The 19,845-nt window shown below is 42.7% G+C and carries 18 protein-coding genes; 13 read left to right on the top strand and 5 right to left on the bottom strand.

Annotated features, from left to right (window positions below):
- Positions 1-52: 52 nt before the first annotated feature.
- Together MHI32_RS22525 and MHI32_RS22520 are read right to left on the bottom strand one after the other, a co-directional pair.
- Positions 53-265, bottom strand: a complete 213-nt coding sequence (locus MHI32_RS22525) for a hypothetical protein (protein ID WP_038572647.1) — start codon at positions 263-265, stop codon at positions 53-55.
- 245 nt (positions 266-510) lie between these two features.
- On the bottom strand, positions 511-1,956 hold the full coding sequence (locus MHI32_RS22520) for a hypothetical protein (RefSeq protein WP_340010907.1): 1,446 nt from the start codon (positions 1,954-1,956) through the stop codon (positions 511-513).
- 85 nt (positions 1,957-2,041) lie between these two features.
- Here MHI32_RS22520 and MHI32_RS22515 point away from each other — a divergent pair, with 85 nt between their 5' ends.
- The 6 genes from MHI32_RS22515 (at position 2,042) to MHI32_RS22490 (ending at position 7,250) form a co-directional block, all read left to right on the top strand.
- Entirely contained in the window at positions 2,042-2,653 is a 612-nt protein-coding gene (locus MHI32_RS22515) for a DedA family protein (protein WP_340010905.1), read from the top strand.
- Between the two features lie 150 nt (positions 2,654-2,803).
- Positions 2,804-3,157, top strand: a complete 354-nt coding sequence (locus MHI32_RS22510; protein ID WP_076130263.1) for a VOC family protein — start codon at positions 2,804-2,806, stop codon at positions 3,155-3,157.
- A 292-nt stretch (positions 3,158-3,449) separates the two neighbouring features.
- Positions 3,450-4,169, top strand: coding sequence for an SDR family NAD(P)-dependent oxidoreductase (locus tag MHI32_RS22505; protein ID WP_076130262.1), 720 nt, complete (start codon positions 3,450-3,452; stop codon positions 4,167-4,169).
- Between the two features lie 434 nt (positions 4,170-4,603).
- Positions 4,604-5,107 carry a DinB family protein gene (locus tag MHI32_RS22500; RefSeq protein ID WP_076218439.1) on the top strand — a complete coding sequence of 168 codons (504 nt, stop codon included), beginning with the start codon at positions 4,604-4,606 and terminating at the stop codon, positions 5,105-5,107.
- Between the two features lie 323 nt (positions 5,108-5,430).
- Positions 5,431-6,576, top strand: coding sequence for a hypothetical protein (locus MHI32_RS22495; RefSeq protein ID WP_340010902.1), 1,146 nt, complete (start codon positions 5,431-5,433; stop codon positions 6,574-6,576).
- A gap of 344 nt (positions 6,577-6,920) precedes the next feature.
- Positions 6,921-7,250 (top strand): DUF6678 family protein, encoded by a 330-nt coding sequence (locus tag MHI32_RS22490; protein WP_218640442.1) that lies wholly within the window; start codon positions 6,921-6,923, stop codon positions 7,248-7,250.
- Positions 7,251-7,353: 103 nt separating this feature from the next.
- Here the strand turns inward: MHI32_RS22490 and MHI32_RS22485 are convergent, their stop codons facing one another.
- The 3 genes from MHI32_RS22485 to MHI32_RS22475 form a co-directional block, all read right to left on the bottom strand.
- On the bottom strand, positions 7,354-7,830 hold the full coding sequence (locus MHI32_RS22485; RefSeq protein ID WP_340010900.1) for a hypothetical protein: 477 nt from the start codon (positions 7,828-7,830) through the stop codon (positions 7,354-7,356).
- Between the two features lie 82 nt (positions 7,831-7,912).
- Positions 7,913-8,320 (bottom strand): VOC family protein, encoded by a 408-nt coding sequence (locus tag MHI32_RS22480; protein WP_076130260.1) that lies wholly within the window; start codon positions 8,318-8,320, stop codon positions 7,913-7,915.
- Between the two features lie 80 nt (positions 8,321-8,400).
- Positions 8,401-9,261, bottom strand: coding sequence for a LysR family transcriptional regulator (locus MHI32_RS22475; protein ID WP_340010899.1), 861 nt, complete (start codon positions 9,259-9,261; stop codon positions 8,401-8,403).
- A 182-nt stretch (positions 9,262-9,443) separates the two neighbouring features.
- On the opposite strand from MHI32_RS22475, the gene MHI32_RS22470 reads away from it, so the two are divergent.
- The 7 genes from MHI32_RS22470 (at position 9,444) to MHI32_RS22440 (ending at position 19,311) form a co-directional block, all read left to right on the top strand.
- On the top strand, positions 9,444-10,625 hold the full coding sequence (locus MHI32_RS22470) for an MFS transporter (protein WP_076279216.1): 1,182 nt from the start codon (positions 9,444-9,446) through the stop codon (positions 10,623-10,625).
- 276 nt (positions 10,626-10,901) lie between these two features.
- Positions 10,902-11,825: a helix-turn-helix transcriptional regulator gene (locus MHI32_RS22465; RefSeq protein WP_076130257.1), complete on the top strand. Its 924-nt coding sequence runs from the start codon at positions 10,902-10,904 to the stop codon at positions 11,823-11,825.
- Between the two features lie 249 nt (positions 11,826-12,074).
- A complete protein-coding gene (locus tag MHI32_RS22460) occupies positions 12,075-13,052 on the top strand; it encodes a phosphotransferase (protein ID WP_076277409.1) in 978 nt (325 codons plus the stop codon).
- A gap of 1,629 nt (positions 13,053-14,681) precedes the next feature.
- Positions 14,682-15,500: a helix-turn-helix domain-containing protein gene (locus MHI32_RS22455; protein WP_076194965.1), complete on the top strand. Its 819-nt coding sequence runs from the start codon at positions 14,682-14,684 to the stop codon at positions 15,498-15,500.
- 23 nt (positions 15,501-15,523) lie between these two features.
- Positions 15,524-16,693, top strand: coding sequence for an MFS transporter (locus MHI32_RS22450; protein WP_340010896.1), 1,170 nt, complete (start codon positions 15,524-15,526; stop codon positions 16,691-16,693).
- A 948-nt stretch (positions 16,694-17,641) separates the two neighbouring features.
- The gene (locus MHI32_RS22445) at positions 17,642-18,190 is read left to right on the top strand and encodes an RNA polymerase sigma factor (RefSeq protein WP_076217975.1); all 549 of its coding nucleotides are present in this window, start codon (positions 17,642-17,644) and stop codon (positions 18,188-18,190) included.
- Complete coding sequence (locus MHI32_RS22440) at positions 18,172-19,311, top strand: DUF4367 domain-containing protein (protein WP_076277406.1); 1,140 nt, start codon at positions 18,172-18,174, stop codon at positions 19,309-19,311. The genes MHI32_RS22445 and MHI32_RS22440 overlap by 19 nt, the downstream gene beginning before the upstream one ends.
- The last annotated feature ends 534 nt before the right edge of the window (positions 19,312-19,845 follow it).

Below are 19,845 nucleotides of genomic sequence, written 5' to 3'. Positions count from 1 at the left end.
AAAAAAAGGCATGCAGTTAGTCTGCTCTGCCAAACTTACGATGGTCTATAGGCTACTTAGACATTTGCATTCCTTCGCGCATCATTGTCATACACATAGTCATCATTTCATCGCAGTCCTGCATTTTTTTCATCATCATATCCATGTTCATATCCATCATGCCCATTTCAGACATTTTTTCCATGCCCATCTTCATACAGTTCATCTTAGACATCATATCATCCATACACATGTTCATCATCATTTCCATACACATCTTGTCCATTTTTAATTCCTCCCTTCTTTTAAATTACCTTTCTTCCATAAAATACTATACAATTTAGGAACAATCAACGCTAGATTTGATATTTTACTAACTTATTTTTCTTATTTGTCGTAATTATGTATATCCTTACCATGCGGATGTTATTAATCAGAATACTTATTTGCGGATCGGTGACTATAGGCTAGATTGCCTCAGGTCAGCGTTTTTTTGCGTTCTACAGAGTGAGGAATTAATGTGCCGGATCATTACTCTGGGATAAACGAGAAGACACTGCCATAGGTCCCCGTAAATACGGGCTGACCGAATTTTTGTGTCCATTCCTTGAGTAGTTTATATGAGACCTTTTTGCTCGTAATTACATAATCGGGCTGATCGTATTTAACGATCTCGGGAAGGTATTCAGAGAATCCGTGCATCGAGCGTTCAAAAGCAGTCCAACCCAATACGCCAAGAGAATCTTTTGTCACGAAGGGATCTTGTCTGCCATCACATAACACATCTCCCCCTCGAAACATGACATAGCCGGATGAACCGTAGTGGGCGAGAACTTTGGGACGTGTACCTTCAGATGTATGCTGTAGAATATAGTCCATTTCATCGACAGGATATTTTTTGGCGTCAATAACTGGTGGTACAAGGAATAGATAAGCAATGTTTAGCAGCAGGCCAACTGCCAGTAACCCTCGTAATGTACTTTGTCGGACTAGAATACCTGTTTTGGTGAATTCAGGAAGCGCATCAAAAAATACAGCCGCAAAATAGGGGATGAACAGCCACATAAACAGGTTTTGCTTGAAGTTTGATACACCGAGGTATAGAATCCCAAGCATAAGAAAAAAACGGAACGGTTTACGCTGGAGTGCAAAAGGAAGTGTGCAGGCAAAGAACAAAAGCAATAGTAAGATGGGCAAATTCTCCAAGCTATTGAACCGAATCGGCTGCCATTCATTGATCAGCAGGTTAAAGTTCTTTTTCGTAACTGTCAAAATAAACAAGAGACTTTTTACGCCGCCTGGATTTAGAATGCCAACGAACCAGACGAGACTGAAGACTATGATTTTACGCCCATTCAGCGTTTTTTGGATCAAGGATTCAAGCAGAGCCATCCCTGTAAATACAGCAATTACAAGCCATACTCCTGCATGAAAATTGGCAATGGCAATAGAAAGAGCAATCATCGCAGCGGCATATTTCTTTTGAGAACTCATTTGATATTCACGTAAATATACGAAAAACCAGACAATCATAAACGAAGAGATCATCTGTGGACGGCCTTTGAAATAATTATAATAAATCCAGCAAGAAATTAGCAGCACAAAAGGGAGCAGGAGAACATGGTCTTCTTGAAGTCCCAGTTCTTTGCGTGAAACCTTACCCAGCCGAAGCAATCCGAGCACTAAAAAGAACAAGCATACAGCGGTCAAAATATACACACCCGGCCATCCAAAAGCTGCATAAAGCGGGGCAACGAGCAGCTGGAATCCGAATTCATGAGGGACGTAGGGCAGCTTATCTCCGTAAAAAGTATGTATGGCATGATGTAGAACTTGTCCGTGCCCGATCATATATTGTCCTAGCTCTATATGCCAGAAGGTATCGGGATCATTGTAAGAAAATTTAGGGAACATCAGCAAGATAGCGGCTATAACGAATATGCCATACAAAAATTTGTGTATATTAAATTTCATCATTATTTTGTTTTCCCCCCGTTTTTTGTTCAATTATAACGAGACTTTCTTAAGGAATAGTAAAATTTATGAAGCGGAGTGAACACTCATGCATCAACTATTTACATGGATATCTGAATCCGCGCTTCACCTTGTTAATTCTATGGGCATTTGGGGCATATGGTTAGGGATGATTCTAGAGAGTGCCTGTATCCCCATTCCCAGTGAGGTGATTATGCTCAGCGGTGGCTGGCTGATTGCGCAAGGCTCGCTTACTTTTATGGAAGTTGCTGTTGCTGGGGTATTCGGAAACCTACTGGGTTCCATCATTGCCTATTATATTGGTAAGGCTGGTGGACGCCGGTTATTAGAAAAATACGGAAATTATATTCTCCTAAATGAGCATCATTTGGAGCAATCGGAGCGTTGGTTCGAGCGTTATGGAGAGAGTACCGTATTTTTTACTCGTATGTTGCCCTTTATTCGTACTTTTATCTCACTGCCCGCAGGGGTTGCTGGAATGAAAGCTTGGAGATTCATAACATTTACAGCACTCGGCTGTATCCCGTGGAACTTAGCTTTGATCTATCTGGGATACCGCTTAGGTGACAACTGGGGTATCGTGGAGCAATTTATTCGCCCAATCAGTTATACCATTTGCGGAATCGTGGTGCTTCTTGTGTTGAGGTGGTTAGTACGGAGATTTCGTAACCAGACTTAATGCCAGTTCTTCGGGTGTTTTCTGCTCGGTGAGCCTCCGCAGCTTAATATGGATAAATAAAGGTCAGGAACGTCGAGGCTAGAATTAACTGTTATATGTTGAATGCATTCTATATTCAAGGATAATCTACTTCTGTCTGGGAGGTTTGAAATGAAGGTCAAACGAATCGTCGCCAATATAAACACGAAGGATATCGCGGCAGCTAAATGCTTCTACGAGGATGTGCTCGGTCTTGATTTAATGATGGATCATGGTTGGATTAGAACTTATGGTTTAGACGAGGAGATGAGCATTCAGATTAGTTTTGCCTCACAGGGTGGCTCAGAAACGCCTACGCCTGATCTATCAATTGAAGTCGATGATGTCGATGCTACATTTGAAAGCATGAAGAAAGCTGGATTTCCGATAGAATATGGGCTTGTTGATGAGCCTTGGGGTGTTCGGCGATTCTATGTCCGCGACCCGTTTGGCAAACTTATCAACATCCTTGAGCATAGACATTAGAAGAGTGGTCACAGCGTGCAGAAATCTTGATTGTTAAACTATCGAATAGCGATAGCTAAATGATGACATAAGGCAGCCGGTCAGTGGATCGGCTGTCTTTATTCAATTAACGGGCAGGATAGTTGAACATAATCATGCATAACCGTATTATAAGTAAGTATAAATTCATTGGTGAGGGAAGCGTCATATAAAAATTCAATGTTCTTGGTGATTCTTATATTGAATGATTTTCAGCATTCACTGTGAATTTAATGATTAAATGCAGAGATAAATCATATCGAAAGGATAACTTATGAGAAATTTTATTATCTTCGGAGCAAGTAAAGGATTAGGTGAGGCATTCTTCAAAGGATTGCCAGAAAAAGGTGATCGTGTTTGGGTGGTTTCTAGAACTTATCCTAACAATTTAAATCTTGAAGATGGTGTACAGAAATATTGGATTGAGGCTGATTTAGCGAAATCTGATGCAAGCAAGCTGATTGCGAATACAGTAAATGACGTTACAATAGACGTATTAATATATAATGTAGGGATATGGGAGAGCAAAGGCTTCAGGGATGACTATGATTTTGAAAAAGATGACCCAGCTGAAATCGTCAACATCATTAATGTAAATGTTACTTCAGCTATTACCTGCATACAGAAGCTTTTACCGAATCTAAAAAAGTCGGATAACGCAAAAATTTTCTTAATTGGTTCTACGGCAGGTCTTGAACATAATGATTTTACGCAAGTTTCATTTGTAGCTTCTAAGTTCGGTTTGCGTGGTATTGGAAATTCTATAAGGGAGCATGTAAAAAAGTATGGGATCGGTGTGACTTGTATAAATCCTGGTGAAATTGCAACCCAAATTCCATTGGAAGATGGAATTGAGAAAGTCTTGTCTGCGTATGGCGGTACACAGATTCCTCTTCAAGATATTGTTTCTTTAGTTAAATGCTTAATGAACCTTTCCAAAGCCTCTTGTGTAAAAGAAATAAATATTCCAGCAATGTTGGATACAAATGCGTAGTCGACTCCATTGAGAATGATAGTGCGAAAAAGCGAGGTTCTAAGAAACCACTCCATAGTAAAGGAGTGGTTTTCGCTTTATACATGAATGTGTAAAGTTTGGTCAAACTCTAATTTATGCTTAGATATACTACGGTGAGCCGTATCATAAATAACGGTTGAGCTAACGGGATACGATAGTTGAATAATACATTAAATTGATAAACAAGTGCTTCGGTATCCTGCTCTTTTTATGAAGCTAATAGGCAGACTAGCGTAAACAAAATGATCAAAAGTATTAACCATACGTAGTTAATTACATTTCGGGATTAGCACAATGATTTTCGGCAGCTTCGTTTGGTTAACGGGGGTAGTTCAAGTAAATGTAAATATTTACTTGCGAACTAATGTTCGGTACAATAAACTTGATTCCATTACAAAAAGGAGATGTTGGATATGTATAAACACATTAAAGATTTTGCCGCAACTTGGCAGAATGAAACGGAAGCAACAATGCGGACACTGGAGATGCTGACGGACGAGTCTCTTGGCCAACAGATAACAAGCGATCATAGAACGCTTGGACGTGTTGCATGGCACCTTGTACAGACGTTGCACGAAATGCCATCTCGGACGGGACTGTCTTTCGAAGGACCGGGCGAAGATATGCCGGTGCCAGCTTCGGCAGCAGACATCGCGTCAGTCTATAAGAGGACCTCACAAGCGCTCCTTGATGCTATACAGTCCAGTTGGAAAGATGAGAATCTGCTTATCATGAGCGATATGTATGGTGATCAATGGCCAAACGGCTTAATGCTGGAAATTCTCGTAAAGCATGAGATTCATCATCGTGGTCAGATGACAGTACTGATGCGTCAGGCAGGCCTTCGTGTGCCGGATCTTTACGGCCCGACAAAAGAGCAGTGGGCCGAGTATGGAGCGCTACCTCCAGTAATTTAGAGTAAGATTATATCCGCTTTGGCCGTTTGGCTATAGTGGGATTTATAAGTATTTTATCATAGGATTAAAAGTGGTGGCTTGAATCATAGACAAGAGGATACCATCGGACTGAAACTGTTGATTCTATTGAACTAACGGGAAACAATAGCTTAATCTAAAACGAAGGTAGCTGGTCTATATGAACGGCTACCTTCGTTGCGCTAAAGGACACATTTTCCCTTAATCTATGTAGAATTGAAGATGAGATAGCAGGAAATCTTGCATCAGCTAGGGAATACCAAATTATGGATTTATAAATGTATATGAAAGGTTGATCCTAGTTTATGAATGACCATAATCTCATCTTCGTAGCAAAAGCGAAAATGATGCTTGTATACCCTTTGCTGCTTGCCCTGATCGTTATATTTGTGGTCAGTAGCCTTACTGCCTGCGATAATTCCACCGCAGGCAAGACAGCAAGTAAATCTGCGCAGCCGACTATAGTGACACCTGTGGTAGCGCAAGCATCGGGCAGCATTTATCTGTACGGTGAAGCACACGGCGTAGCCAAGATATTGGACAAGGAATATAAATTGTGGTCTCAATACTACCATAACGAGGGCATGAGGCACTTATTCGTCGAGCTGCCCTATTTTACCGCCGAATACTTGAATCTATGGATGCAGTCGGACAATGATGATATTTTAGAGGAGATTTATGATGATTGGGAACGGACACGTAGTCACAACCCTGATGTCAAAGAGTTCTACAAAAAAATAAAGAGCGAGTGTCCGGAGACGATTTTCCACGGCACAGACATCGGGCATCAATATGAAACTACCGGGAGCCGCTATTTATCTTATCTTGTGGCAAACGATCTGGGAGAATCGGAGAAGTATACTTTAACAATGGAAGCGATCCGGCAAGGCCGTGTTTTTTACAGCAAAGAAGACGGCGTATATCGGGAAGACACGATGACGGAAAACTTTATTCGCGAATTTGAGAAGTTGGGCAATGAGAGCGTTATGGGCATTTACGGCTCAGCGCATACCGGGCTTGATGAAATGGACTATAAGACCCAATCCATCCCTTGTATGGGCAATCAATTACAGGAGCATTATGGCGATAACATTTATTCTGAGAACCTAAGTTGGATTGCTAAAGATATTGAGCCATCCAGAGTAGATTACATCTCCTTACAGGGCAAGGAATATGCAGCATCTTATTTTGGTAAGCAGGATTTGAACGGGTTCAAGGATTACGCCTATCGAGAATTTTGGCGATTGGAGGACGCCTATGAAGATATCAAAGACCTTCCACTGGTGGACAATTATCTTCCTTACGATAACTATCTGATGCCGATAGAAGTAGGCCAGGTCTTTGTGGTCAACAGCACCAAAACAGACGGTTCAGTGCAAAGAGATTACTATCTGTCTAGCGGCCAAGTTGTGGAGGGTGTGAACTCAACACAACAATTCACAGCAGAGTGACGATCAGTAATATGATGATTATCTCAAGTACAACACGCTCGCTCATGCATCGGGCGTTCATAAAAGCTAATTGGGAAAATTGTCACGTGCCGAAAATGAGTGCTCGGTTGATATAAGAGTGGCTCCAAAATTCACAGCTTCAACCAAAGCGGTGAACCGTAAGTAGGGGGAAGCTTTTTACTGATTGCATTACGCTAACGGGAGACGCTAGCTCAAATACGATTAGGCAGCCGTTAGTCAAAGCGATCAGCTGCCTTCATTCAACTACCGGGAAGTTTTGTACAAGAGAAAATGATGAAGTGGAATAAACACGTTCAGTACTGATGGATGAAAAAGGTGAATATATGGATTCAAATGAACTAAAACCTTTAATGAACAACACAAAATGGGAAGAAATAAGACAAGCAATGCTCAACTATGCCTTTCCAACCAAATGGAGGATTAAAGACATTGATACTGGCTATATCAGCCTTTGGGATGGAGATTGGTATTACCATTTTTCAGATGGTGGTTACAAATTTATTGAGTGGTTAGAAATTCATGCTGAAGATGACTCGATAAATGCTGATTTAATTCAAATCTTGAAAAAAATACATGTTCCAGGTGAAGTAACTACCGACTCCATCATAATTTATGGATATAACAAAACTAATGAATTCATTGATTATATATAATACGCTTCACCTCAATGCTTCCAAACACAAAGTACAGTTTGACCATTAAATGTATATCTGTATATAAAAGAAAAAACACTCCTGACAATGGAGTGTTTTATTATTATTCAAATTTATTTGAAGTCCATGTAGCAATTCCATTCATTGGACATGCAACAACTAGCCAGTTATCAGATTCTACTCCCACCTGCCAACATTCATACTTCTCATGAAAACCAATAACAAATAGTATGCTACCTGATTCAAAGCTTATAATTAAATGTGGAGTGCTGTCTCCCAATTGTATATCTATAATCTTTTCACGTCTCACCTTTATGATCTGACTGTATTTTTCTTCCTCAGAAACATCTGCAATTTGGCTTTCATTACTAGGGTATTGAGAGGGAACTGAATCAAATATAGTCCACTTTGATTCAATGTTCAGGTACAGTTGACCAGCTAAATCATCGAAGCCTTCATACTTAGTTAAATAGACTTGAGTAGCACCACTTGATACTCCAAATCTAAGACCATCAATTTTTGCCCCAATACAAAGTTGTTTAAGAACTCGTTCAGCGAAGTCCCTATTTTCTTTATTCATTCCGTTCCCCAGCTCTTTTCATCAACGTATAAGCCCGAATCATTACACCATATCTTGGATTTGTTGGTGTTGGCTTTTCGCTTCAAATTTCGCGTTTTGGCATTTTGCTCTCATCCATGTACAGCAGATTCCAGCGGTGACCGTCCAGGTCGGCAAATCCTGCGCCGTACATCCAGCCGTCAGTCTCACTTGGCTTGCCAAAGATGTTTCCTCCAGCAGCCTCTACTTTTTGGACAAAGGCATCTACTTCTTCTCTGCTTTCAGCACCAATGGAGAAGATTACTTCAGCGCTATGGGAAGTATCTGCGGTTTTTGAACCAGTAAATTTCTCAAACGCCGCATCCGGGAACAGCAGAATTGTTGTTTGACCTATAACAAGCTTAGCTCTCTCGTTACCAACACTCACCGCTTGGAATCCAATCTCATTGAAAAAGGCAGTTGACCTCTCAACATCTTTGACTGGCAGGTTAATCCAAATCTCCTGTGACATGGCTGTAGCCTCCTAATATATTTTCATTCCTACTATACTCTACTTCTGGCAGCAGAAGCGATCTCTTTCGCATCTCACCTTTAGTTGAAATACTCGATAGTTTTCTCAATAAATGCCTTGGCCGATTTTGTCAGAAAACGGTCGGACCGATGAATGATCTCAAAGTGACGATATGGCGGATCGTCTGTAATTCGGATGCAGCGTAATGTTGGTTCATTCATTGCTTGGATCAAACGGTAAGGCAGCAATGTTCCTCCGACATTGGCTTTCACCAAGCTAATAATGGAAGTTGCCGAACTGGTCTCCATGATCGTATCTAAGCTGAATCCATATTTACGACAATAGCCATCAACTAATTCTCTGCCTGTAAATCCTTCGGGGAACATCACAGTTTGGATATTACGCAGTTCCTGGATTCCTATCGTGCTTCGTTCAGCCCAATCATGATTCTCAGAAACGACAAGTACATATTCTTCACTGCACAAGGGAATGCGTACAAGCCGATCATCTGGAGCAGAGGTGATCTCGATCCCGATGTCTACTTCATTATCTAGTACTTGATTCAAGACGTAGAACGAAGAGATAAGCTTCAGCTGCACCTTGGGGAATCGCGTATGAAAATTCACGAGCAATGGGGTGAGCCGATAGTCCAGATCGGAAGGGAGAACACCAATTACCAACCGACCTCGTTGATCATTGCGTAATTCAGCTAACGCATCCTGGGTATTCTGTAAATGCCGAATCATCTGTACACAGTGCTCCAAAAACAGATTTCCTGCTTGAGTCATCACAATCTTTTTGCCGACTCGGTCAAATAAGGGAACTCCGAGTTCATCCTCAAGCGCGCGTATTTGTTGACTCAACGTAGGCTGAGATATGCCAAGCTTCTCAGCTGCTCGTGTAAAATGAAGCTCCTCACACACAGCAATGAAGTTTTCCATCTGACGAATCTCCATATGAATGACCTCTAATCATTGGTTTTAGTAATCATTTTAATAGAAACTATAGTATTGTTCAATCATTCTAATGATTCTATACTTAATCGTGCCCTCCCAAAGATCTGCTATTAACAAATAGGATCATGGGAGAATGCATCGATACTACTACCATGAGGTGATTCATAATGAAACTTTTTTATATCGTCTTGGCGCTTATCCTGGCTTCACTGAATTTACGACCACCCATTACATCCATTTCTCCTCTAATGAGCATCATTCAGAATGATTTGGGTATAAGCGGGATTACCGCCAGTTTGTTAACCGCACTTCCGGTATTATGCATGGGCATATTTGCTCCGTTCTCTGTACGATTAAGCAGAAGGTGGGGAAATGAGGGCGCAATTGTTCTGGCTTTAATCCTCATTGGGGTAGGTACGGGATTACGATGGTTTGTTGGTACAACTCCTTTGATGATGTTCACTTCTTTTCTTTCCGGTGTAGGAATTGCATTGGCAGGGCCGCTGTTGTCCAGCTTCATTAAGCAGTATTTCCCTGACCGAGTGGCATCCATGGTGGGTATTTACTCTACAGCGATGGTGATGGGGGCCAGCATTAGTGTGGGACTATCGGTTCCGCTACAGTATACATTGGGTGGTTCGTGGAGAGGCTCGTTGGCTGTATGGGCATTACTGGCAGTCATTGCATTGCCGATTTGGTTGAGATTAGCCTGGTCTGCGCGCACAGATCGACAATCCGGTAAAATCTCGAGTGTACTTAATGCACCACTTCCGGTGAACAATAGACGTGCCTGGGTGCTGACATTATTCTTCGGGCTGATGGCAGCGATCTTCTATTCGTTGACCGCTTGGCTTGCGCCAGCAATCCAAAGCCAGGGGTATAGCCAAGAGACTGCCGGCAAAATCCAAACTTTATTTACCTTGATATCGCTGCCCTCTACTTTGTTCATTCCGATGCTTGTACATCGTTACCAAAGACGTGTATTCTGGCTTGTCGGGTGTGCAATATTAGAGTTGACGGGTGTCTTGATGCTGAACCTATCCGTTAGCCCCTGGCTCGCGGCGATTCCACTCGGTATTGGAGCGGGTGGGCTGTTCCCGATTGCACTGATGTTGCCCATTGATGAAACAAGTAATGCTCAAGAAGCTAGTAGCTGGTCCGCAATGACCCAATCTGGTGGCTACATTCTCGGAGCGCTTGGGCCGCTAGCGATTGGCTGGCTCCACGATGCAACAGGCAGCTTCGTTCAAGCATTCTATGGTTTGGCTGTAATCATCGTGCTTCAGATTATCGTTCAAATGGCTATAGGAAATAAAAAAAGTTCTCCATCCATTTCTCGTCTCCATTAAAGGTTTCGTGTGATACTTCATGTTGATCAATTAGTGAAGTTGTGCTTGCATGGACCTATGAACGTACGTGGTGTAATTCAACTAGCAGGCAGGATAATGGAAATGAACTGTAGAAAAAAACCTATAAATGAAAGTGACAAAAGTGGAGAATTCTACCGACAGTTGAATAAAGCGCCTATGAAAATTCAACCACCGCTTGATAGGATTGCGTTTGAGGAAATGCTATGCTGTTTTCGACAGTGCGCACTGTACATTTTGTTTTATTGGAGGTATACAATGCTCGACTTGCGTAAAATTGGAGCTTATATTTCGAAGCTTCGTAAAGACCAGGATTTGACCCAATTGGAACTTGCCGATCAACTGAATGTAAGTCATCAAGCGGTATCGAAATGGGAACGGGGTGACTCGCTACCGGATATCGGAACGCTTCCGCAGTTTGCGAGGTTATTCGGCAAAACGGTAGACGACATTTTAAATGCAGGAGACAACTCAGAAAATCGGGAGCACCAGCACCTAGGAACGATCGTTGAGGAGATCGCAGAGAACAGGCCGGACCAAGTTGCAGAGATGGTCAATACCGGTGAGATGAAGGTGGAAGAGCTTGTAGAAGTAGCACCGTTTGTAAAAGCAAGCGCTCTGCATAAGGTTACAGAACGATTAGACAGCAGCGTCCTTAAGTTAGACGTGATCATGCGGCTGGCTCCGTTCCTTGGAACAGATACATTGGATGAACTGGTTCGTCAGGCAGAAGAGGGCGAAATTATGTGGAATGCCATTACTGGACTCGCTCCGTTCGTCAGCAGCGACACATTAAGCCGACTGGTAGATAAATCGATTGACGGTTCCTTAGAAGTGCACAATCTTGTTGGAATTGCCCCGTTTCTTGAAAGAGAACATGTAGATCGGTTGGTTCAACAAGCAGAAGAGGGTAGCTTGAGCTGGCATTTCGTTCAAGGGCTGGCACCCTTTATTAGCAGAGAAACGTTAAGCCGCTTGGTAGACCGGGTTGCAGATGGCACTATTGATGCTAACCGGATCATAAGCCTCGCACCTTTTCTGGACAGGGAAAATCTCGAGAAGTTAATTAGTGGAGTCGAAGCTGAACATCTTAGCCCAGATCTGCTGGCAAGCCTTGCTCCCTTCGTCGATCAAGGGACATTGAGTAGAATGGTGACAAACTTATTAAATAAAGTAAAGTAGACACGTATATCGGAGATTGGTGATGCATAGGCAATGGCGTTAAGCTAACGGGAAACGCTAGTTCCATAAACACGATAAAGGCAGCCCGTCAGTAAATGTGATCGGCTGCCTTTATTCAACTAACGGGCAAGTTACCTTAATAAACTAAGTGGTGGATAAAATATAAATATAAGAGTTCTCTCCCGAACTATTAGAAAAAGTCATGGTACGATGTCCTTATTCGGTTGTTTCAGGGGGAGTGAGGAGAACATGTTAAATACTCATGATGTTGCAATAGAAGCATTAACTTGTTATTCGATTACTTATCAATCAATAGCTCATATTGGCCAAAATGCAAACACCATCTATAAAGTGACAGATAAGGAAAGTAACTACTATAGTTTGCGGATACATCTATCAAAAAATGATTCGATGGAAAGTATTTGGTCTGAGGAAAAAGTCATTCATTCAGAAATGATTTGGCTGGAATCATTAATAAATGATACTGATCTGGTGTTACCGTCACCTATAAAAAATAACATTGGTGAATATGTTACTAAGATAGCTGACATGAACTGTACATTGGTAAAATGGGTAGAGGGTGAACAAAAACAATTTGTTCCAACAGTCAATGATGCCGAGTGCGTAGGTGAATTGATCGGAAAGCTTCATAAACAATCATCTATTTGGAAGGTTCCGCAATCATTTACTAGACCATCCTTTGATAATACTAGAATTTCACAATCATTAGAAAAGCTCAAACAGCTTGCTGACGGTGGTGAGCTCAATAAAAATGATGTGGAAATTCTGCAATTGGCCGGTGAGCGTGCAATTTTAATGATGAACGATATAGAAAGAACACCTGGCAACTGGGGGATAATTCACGCAGACTTGATTCCAAGTAATTATGTGTTTCATAAACAAGAAGCTAGAGCCATTGATTTTGGAGCTTGCGGGTTCGGATATTATTTATTCGATTTAGGTTGGGCACTTTCTTATATCCACCCAGCGTTCAGAAGCCAGTTGCTAGAATCATACGCCAAACAATTCGACCTGCCTCATAACTATGTTCAACAGTTAGAAGGCTTCTTTGTAGCTGCCCAACTCGAAACAATGAATTTTTGGCTTGGGTTGCCTGAATCTAATGAGTGGTTACCCAGTCACATTAGTAGATTAGCAAGTCGGGAATTTAAGTTATATGTAAATAAAAAAGAATTTCTTTTTAGTGGGACTCCTTACTGGGAGTAGTTTGTTCTACTAACGGGAAACGTTGTCTCAAATCACGATCAGCTGCCCTTTGCGCGATCTTGATCGTATCGGACCGTATTGCAGCTATTCCAGCATATGGGTTCATATTGCGAAGGTTTCGGACTGTATAGCTCTTATTGCCCTTGATTTGCGTAGAAAAGAAGTACATTTGAGGGGATAGCTGCAACTGAGTCCGATAGTTTGGCAAAACGAGCTGAATTGTGGAAATAAGAGCAACTGAGTCCGAACAGTTGGTGAAAAGAACGCCGCCTGCCAAATTTGCTCCTAAACGTGCTACCTAGCGCTTAAACTAGCCGTCTATAGCTCAAGCTATCTACACCGTGCGCAGAATTTGTTACCTGTTGCTCAAGCTATCTACACCGTGCGCGGAATTAGCTACCTATAGCTCAAGCTATCTACACCGTGCGCAGAATTTGTTACCTGTTGCTCAAACTAGCCGCCTATGTCTCGAAACTAGCTGCCCTTTGCGCGATCTTGATCGTATCGGACCGTAGTGCAGCTATTTCAGCATATGGGTTCATATTGCGAAGGTTTCGGACTGTATAGCTCTTATTGCCCTTGATTTGCGTAGAAAAGAAGTACATTTGAGCGAATAGCTGCAACTGAGTCCGATAGTGTGGCAAAACGAGCTGAATTATGGAAATAAGAGCAACTGAGTCCGAACAGTTGGTGAAAAGAACGCCGCCTGTCAAATTTGCTCCTAAACGTGCTACCCAGTGTTTAAACTAGCCGCCTATACACCGTGCGCGGAATTAGCTACCTATAGCTCAACCTAGCTGCACCGTGCGCGGAATTAGCTACCTATAGCTCAACCTAGCTGCACCGTGCGCGGAATTAGCTACCTATAGCTCAACCTAGCTGCACCGTGCGCGGAATTAGCTACCTATAGCCCAACCTAGCTACACCGTGCGCAGAATTAGCTAACTACAGCTCAAGCTATCTACACCGTGCGCAGAATTTGTTACCTGTTGCTCAAACTAGCCGCCTATGTCTCGAAACTAGCTGCCTTTTGCTCGATCTTGATCGTATCGGACCGTAGTGCAGCTATTTCAGCATATGGTTACATATTGCGAAGGTTTCGGACTGTATAACTCTTATTGCCCTTGATTTACGTAGAAAAGAAGTACATTTGAGCGAATAGCTGCAACTGAGTCCGATAGTATGGCAAAACGAGCTGAATTGTGGAAATAAGAGCTACTGAGTCCGAACAGTTGGTGAAAAGAACGCCGCCTGCCAAATTTGCTCCTAAACTTGCTACCCAGTGTTTAAACTAGCCGTCTATAGCTCAAGCTATCTACACCGTGCGCGGAATTAGCTACCTTTAGCTCAAGCTATCTACACCGTGCGCGGAATTAGCTACCTATAGCCCAACCTAGCTACTCCGTGCGATAATTTAAGGATGGGCAAAGGTGAAAACGTTTATTGGCTTATAACGCACCAATTAAACCTTGGAAAGAAGCTTAATATAAATAAGAAGGCAGCCGATCAACACGATCAGCTGCTTTTGTTCATCTAAGAGTAATTTCTCAAATAAATAAAAGCATCCTTGACTTTCCCCTGCACGGGAAACTGTATACTCACCTTATGTTATAGATTGGAGATGATATTTTGTTCAAAATCAGTGCATTTTCTAGGCTAAGCAAGGTATCCTTAAAAACACTGCGTTATTACGACCAGATTGGCATACTTAGGCCGAAAAAAGTGGATCAGGATACGTGCTACCGTTACTATTCCGCAGATCAGCTCCTTGAGCTCAACCGAATTTTAATCTATAAGGAATTGGGTTTTACATTGCCTCAAATTAAACAGCTGCTTCAGGAAAATATTTCATTAGAAAATATTCAAGGCATGTTTAAGCTGAAAAGAAGCGAAATCCAGCATATCATCGATACGGAACAAGCTAAACTCGTCAGGATTGAGGAACGTATGCAGCTTATAGAAAAAGAGGGGCAATTCGAAACGGGTCAAGAAATCAGAGTCAAAGCAGAGGGTGCTCAATTGTTTCTTTATCAGAAAGCATGCGGGAAAGAAGAGGACATTCCGGATTTGCTTCGTCAATTTGATCAGTTTATAACGACGGAAAATCGTCAATTCATTCAAGGCCCTCAGGTTGTTTTGTGGAAAGAAGTCGAAGGAAAAGAGGATGAGTTTGAGTTTGAAGTCGGGTATTTTTTAACCTGTGAGCTGCGATCATTTCCAGAACCGTTTCAGCTACGGACTCTTCCTCCTGAACCGATGATGGCCACAATGGCTTTTCATTCAAATACTAGTTTTGATTGTGCGGCCTGTGTTCATTTAGCTAAATGGATTGAGAAAAACAACTATCAGATCAAGGAGAACGAACCGGGCAGGGAGTTATATTTACCGTTATCTCCAGAACGAGATGCACAATTCATAGAAATACAAATTCCCATTATAAATAGATAACAGAAGAAGTGGAGTGGGGGAAATTGAAAAATAAACGGATCATTTATATTCTGGCACTGGCTGTTTTTCTGATTGGAACCATTGAATATATTATTACAGGAGTTATTGAGATGATCGCTGTGGACTTGGGAGTATCTACTTCTGAAGTTGGATTATTGGTGACTGTGTTTGCCCTCTCTGCAGCCATTGTCGCTCCGGTTTTGATTGCATTAACGATCAATGCAGACCGCAAGAAACTACTAATGACCACCCTAGGTGTGTTTATTGCCAGCAACGGACTTATGTTTGTAGATCTTGCTTATGAAACAGTACTATGGATACGTATTATCCAAGGGGCTAGCGGAGGAATCGCTACCGTTGTAGCCATGGCAATAGCGACCCGACTCGTTGAAAAAGAAAAAAGGGGCAATGCCATCGGTATCATTTTGATGGGGCTTAGCAGTTCACTAGTGCTTGGTGTTCCTGTGGGAACATTTTTTAGTGAGCTGTTTGGATGGAGAGTGCTATTTGTTTTAATCGGATTATTAAGTATTTTTCCATTACTTATCATCTATAAAAAGGTACCGGCAATCAAAGAAGAGGAGAAGGTTACCCTCAGAATGCAGCTCTCTATTTTAAAAAATCCAACCATTCTGATGGCCTTGGTTATTACGTTATTTTATGTCGGCGGCTATTCTACACTGTTTACTTATATTACGCCTTTCTTGCAAGCCACGTCCTCTCTTTCCATGACCGAAATTAGCGGTGTTCTGTTCCTGGCGGGCATTTGCAGCTTTGTCGGATCAAGGCTGGGCGGACAACTGGCAGATGCAAAGGGATCGAAATTTACCATTTGTCTCGGGCTTCTGTTACAAGGAGCGACTCTGCTTTTATTTGCTCTAGCCGGAGTCAATCTGTTGGTTTTAATCTTGGTTTTAATGATTTTTATGTTAGCAACGTGGAGTATTTCCCCGGCCCAGCAACTATATCTGGTTACTCTGGCGCCTCGAAATCCGGACATTGCTCTTAGTGTAAATACTTCGTTCATCCAATTTGGCTTTGCACTGGGATCTGGATTAGGCGGGTTAGTCATCAGTCGTACCTCTGTCCTATATTTGAATTGGCTGGGTTTTGCCGCTGTATGCATAGCTTTACTTCTTGCCAGCTTACTATTTAAAAAAATGAGGAGTAGGACTAAAACTACTATGGTTTAAATAAGAAATGGATTGGAGAACGACAAAGAGAACTTTATCGCCGAATTTTTCCAGAGCCATCTGGGACTGAGTATCAGCATTCCAATTTAATGGACAGAGCTGATGTTGAGTGTTTATTTGATTACTGTCAGATATTAGAAGCGATAACCTCGAAGAATTTATTTTTGAAGTCGAATCACATGTCGATTCATTACCTGAACTTTAAGCTAGAGTGAAACGATATCTTAATAAAAACAAGAAGGCAGCCGATCAACACGATCGGCTGCTTTTGTTCATCTAAGAGTAATTTCTCGAATGAATAAAAGCATCATTGACGTTTCTCAGCACGGGAAACTGTATACTCACATTATGTTGTAGATAGGAGATGACACTGCGTTATTACGACCAGATTGGCATATTTAGGACGAGAAAAGTGGATCACGATACGTGCTATCGTTACTATTGGATAGTTCATGGCGAGAAGTTTGTCGGCCAAAAGTATTTTGGTGTTCTTGTCCGCGAGGGGTTCAAGGGTGCCCAGAGCGGCTAGCTTGTAGTAAAAGTACCGGATTCTATATCGTGGAGTCAGGCTGCTGTCAGCTGCCAGCTAAGCTAAGTGTAACTCCATTTACGTTACCGATCCCTAGGAAAGTCCAGCGAGAGAAAGTCACTGCCGCCAACCCCCACCAATGTTGGTCCTGCCTTTATTTGCGGGGCGCTCCTGAAGACCGGCTATGATGACCCGGATGTAATTCTGATTAAGGTCCATGCCGATGCAGTCCAATACTGGAAAAACAGGAACCTGGCTGAGAAGGTGATGCACATGTTCAAGCGGATCACCAACCGGGATTCATCTGTAGGTCTCATTTGCTGTGCAGCCGGAAGAAATAAATGTCACGCCTGAGGCTACTCAAGTGTTATATCTATAGAAACAGAAGAAATAGAAGAAAGGAGACCAACGTGGATTCTATGGAAGAGAAGATTAGGAGAATACAGGCCGGAGATGCCCGCCTGTTCTCAGATGTAATCAAGCTGTACCAGCAGCGGATATACCTCTACTGCTTCCGGATGCTGAACAGCAGGGAAGAGGCGGAGGATGCGGTGCAGGATGTCCTGATTAAGGCCTATCAGAATATCGGGCAATACAAGCCGCAGGCGGATTTCGTATCATGGCTCTACAAGATCGCGTACCACCATTGTCTGAATCAGTTGCGGCGGCAGAAATTTCAGTTTCAATTGCGCAAGCTGCTCCGGCAGGAGGTTGCGGTGAACAGTGCCGAACAAATGGTCGAGGACCGCCTGTTCAGCGAGCCAGTCTCGACCGCCCTGGGGAAGCTGAATGTGGAAGACCGGAATTTGTTGATTCTGCGTATTTATGAAGATAAATCGTTTGCGGAAATCGGCGAAATTCTGGGTGTCAGTACGGCTACCGTACGCAAAAGATATGAACGGACCAAAGGCAAGCTTAAAAAGGTGTTGGAGAGAAAGGAGAAACAACTATGGACAAGAGTGAATTAACCTCGGAGGAGCGGTTTCTGAAGCACGGAGACCGGTCCGCCAATTTCATCCCCGTTGATGTTCATGAACAGGTAATGACAGCGCTCGGGCTTGGCGGGATCTTACCTGCTGCAGAAGAGCAGACCCCTCTGCAGACACTTCCGTCAAACGAAGGGGCTCCTAACGTTATGCGCAGGCTAAAGACAGAAGCCGGAACGGGGCGGAGCCGGAGGAGAATCCTGCGGATTCCGGTGCAGGGCTGGGTGGCGGCACTACTTGTAATGGTCTTGTTGGGCGGCGGTTATACCCAGTATTCCGGTGAACTCCGGCAGGGGGCCCAAATTCAGTACAAGGTGCTGCCCTATAAGCCACTTCTGGCAACGAAATCAGGTGGAATGATAGAGAAGCCGAATGAACCCTTGATTCCCTGGCCGGCCAAAGCGCAGCTGAGCAAAGAGGATGAACTCTACAAGATGAAATATGCAAAGGGCTACAATGCCATTGAGAAGTTGCTGCTTCCTGGAGAGTATGCCACCTATGTTATCAAACGTGAAGACGGGAAAGAAGAATCTCATCTTGGGTTATACTGCCCGCCGATCATAGTCAAGGACTATTCCACTTATAAGACCAGTGTTGAGAAGCACCACGCTCCCGAAGTGAAGCAACCGGGATATATGCCGGATGGGTATACCTTGGACGAGGCGTTTATCAAGCCTTCTTTTATAAAGGTCGAAGATGACAAGCAGTTTAAAGGCGAAAGCGAGATAGACCTAGGAGACAACTTCCGGATGACTTGGAAACGGGAGAAGGCGGAGAATATTGCCTATGATTCTTCTACACTTGTGTACAAGAAGGGGAAGATTCAGGTGAGAATCAGTGCCTCACGTGTTGATGAAAAAGCTACACCGGTAGAAAGCCTGCTGTGGACCAAAACGACAAAGGTGGAGAATATTGATATTGGCGGCAAGCAGCTCATTTATCTCGAACCTTCCAGCAACGAAAAGATTGACCTGGGGTATAAGTATAGACTAGTCTGGTCTGACCCGGAAGCGCAGATCATCTATAATGTGTCGGTTCGCCAGGAGAAATCTGAGTTGACCAAGGATGAGGTCATCCGTATTGCTGCCAGTATGATGAATTAAACGAACACAGATATTACGCTCAGGACTGTTTCGCTATCTATGATAGCGGGACAGCCCTCGAGCGTTTTTTGCATATGCGAAGCACTGCATATTCGTGAGATTTTATAAGAATTCTTGCATTGCTCTCATATGAACTTCCGATTCATATTATTAATGTAGCAATGTAGCAAGATATTGCAGATTATAGCCTCTCGGAATAAGGAGCAGCATGGAGGGGCTAAACCAGAGAAAGTGCATAATTAGAGCTAATAATATCGAAGTTCCGTTAAGCTAACGGGCAGGATTGTTTAGAAAGTCCCTGATTGTATTTACCTATGCTTACTGTTAATCTAAACAATAGAGATGCTAACAAAGGAGCATAAACCTTATCATGTGGAATACTCTGTAAAGATTAACAATTTGAAGGAATGCCTGAAATAGTGATTACACTATTTTATTAGGTGTGCTTTTCTTTAATCTTACAAGGTGTGCAGGGAAAGGTGTATCATATACCCATCCTGCGGATACCTGATGGTATCCGCTTTTATTTGTGGG

Source organism: Paenibacillus sp. FSL H7-0690, from assembly GCF_037980415.1.
Lineage (GTDB): Bacteria > Bacillota > Bacilli > Paenibacillales > Paenibacillaceae > Paenibacillus_AQ > Paenibacillus_AQ odorifer.
This window is presented reverse-complemented; position numbering and strand designations above follow the sequence as displayed.

Excerpts from the sequence above, each read along its gene's own strand:
- MHI32_RS22525 (WP_038572647.1), bottom strand. The coding sequence starts at position 265 with ATGGACAAGATGTGTATGGAAATGATGATGAACATGTGTATGGATGAT.
- MHI32_RS22520 (WP_340010907.1), bottom strand. The coding sequence starts at position 1,956 with ATGATGAAATTTAATATACACAAATTTTTGTATGGCATATTCGTTATA.
- MHI32_RS22515 (WP_340010905.1), top strand. The coding sequence starts at position 2,042 with ATGCATCAACTATTTACATGGATATCTGAATCCGCGCTTCACCTTGTT.
- MHI32_RS22510 (WP_076130263.1), top strand. The coding sequence starts at position 2,804 with ATGAAGGTCAAACGAATCGTCGCCAATATAAACACGAAGGATATCGCG.
- MHI32_RS22505 (WP_076130262.1), top strand. The coding sequence starts at position 3,450 with ATGAGAAATTTTATTATCTTCGGAGCAAGTAAAGGATTAGGTGAGGCA.
- MHI32_RS22500 (WP_076218439.1), top strand. The coding sequence starts at position 4,604 with ATGTATAAACACATTAAAGATTTTGCCGCAACTTGGCAGAATGAAACG.
- MHI32_RS22495 (WP_340010902.1), top strand. The coding sequence starts at position 5,431 with ATGAATGACCATAATCTCATCTTCGTAGCAAAAGCGAAAATGATGCTT.
- MHI32_RS22490 (WP_218640442.1), top strand. The coding sequence starts at position 6,921 with ATGGATTCAAATGAACTAAAACCTTTAATGAACAACACAAAATGGGAA.
- MHI32_RS22485 (WP_340010900.1), bottom strand. The coding sequence starts at position 7,830 with ATGAATAAAGAAAATAGGGACTTCGCTGAACGAGTTCTTAAACAACTT.
- MHI32_RS22480 (WP_076130260.1), bottom strand. The coding sequence starts at position 8,320 with ATGTCACAGGAGATTTGGATTAACCTGCCAGTCAAAGATGTTGAGAGG.
- MHI32_RS22475 (WP_340010899.1), bottom strand. The coding sequence starts at position 9,261 with ATGGAAAACTTCATTGCTGTGTGTGAGGAGCTTCATTTTACACGAGCA.
- MHI32_RS22470 (WP_076279216.1), top strand. The coding sequence starts at position 9,444 with ATGAAACTTTTTTATATCGTCTTGGCGCTTATCCTGGCTTCACTGAAT.
- MHI32_RS22465 (WP_076130257.1), top strand. The coding sequence starts at position 10,902 with ATGCTCGACTTGCGTAAAATTGGAGCTTATATTTCGAAGCTTCGTAAA.
- MHI32_RS22460 (WP_076277409.1), top strand. The coding sequence starts at position 12,075 with ATGTTAAATACTCATGATGTTGCAATAGAAGCATTAACTTGTTATTCG.
- MHI32_RS22445 (WP_076217975.1), top strand. The coding sequence starts at position 17,642 with ATGGAAGAGAAGATTAGGAGAATACAGGCCGGAGATGCCCGCCTGTTC.
- MHI32_RS22440 (WP_076277406.1), top strand. The coding sequence starts at position 18,172 with ATGGACAAGAGTGAATTAACCTCGGAGGAGCGGTTTCTGAAGCACGGA.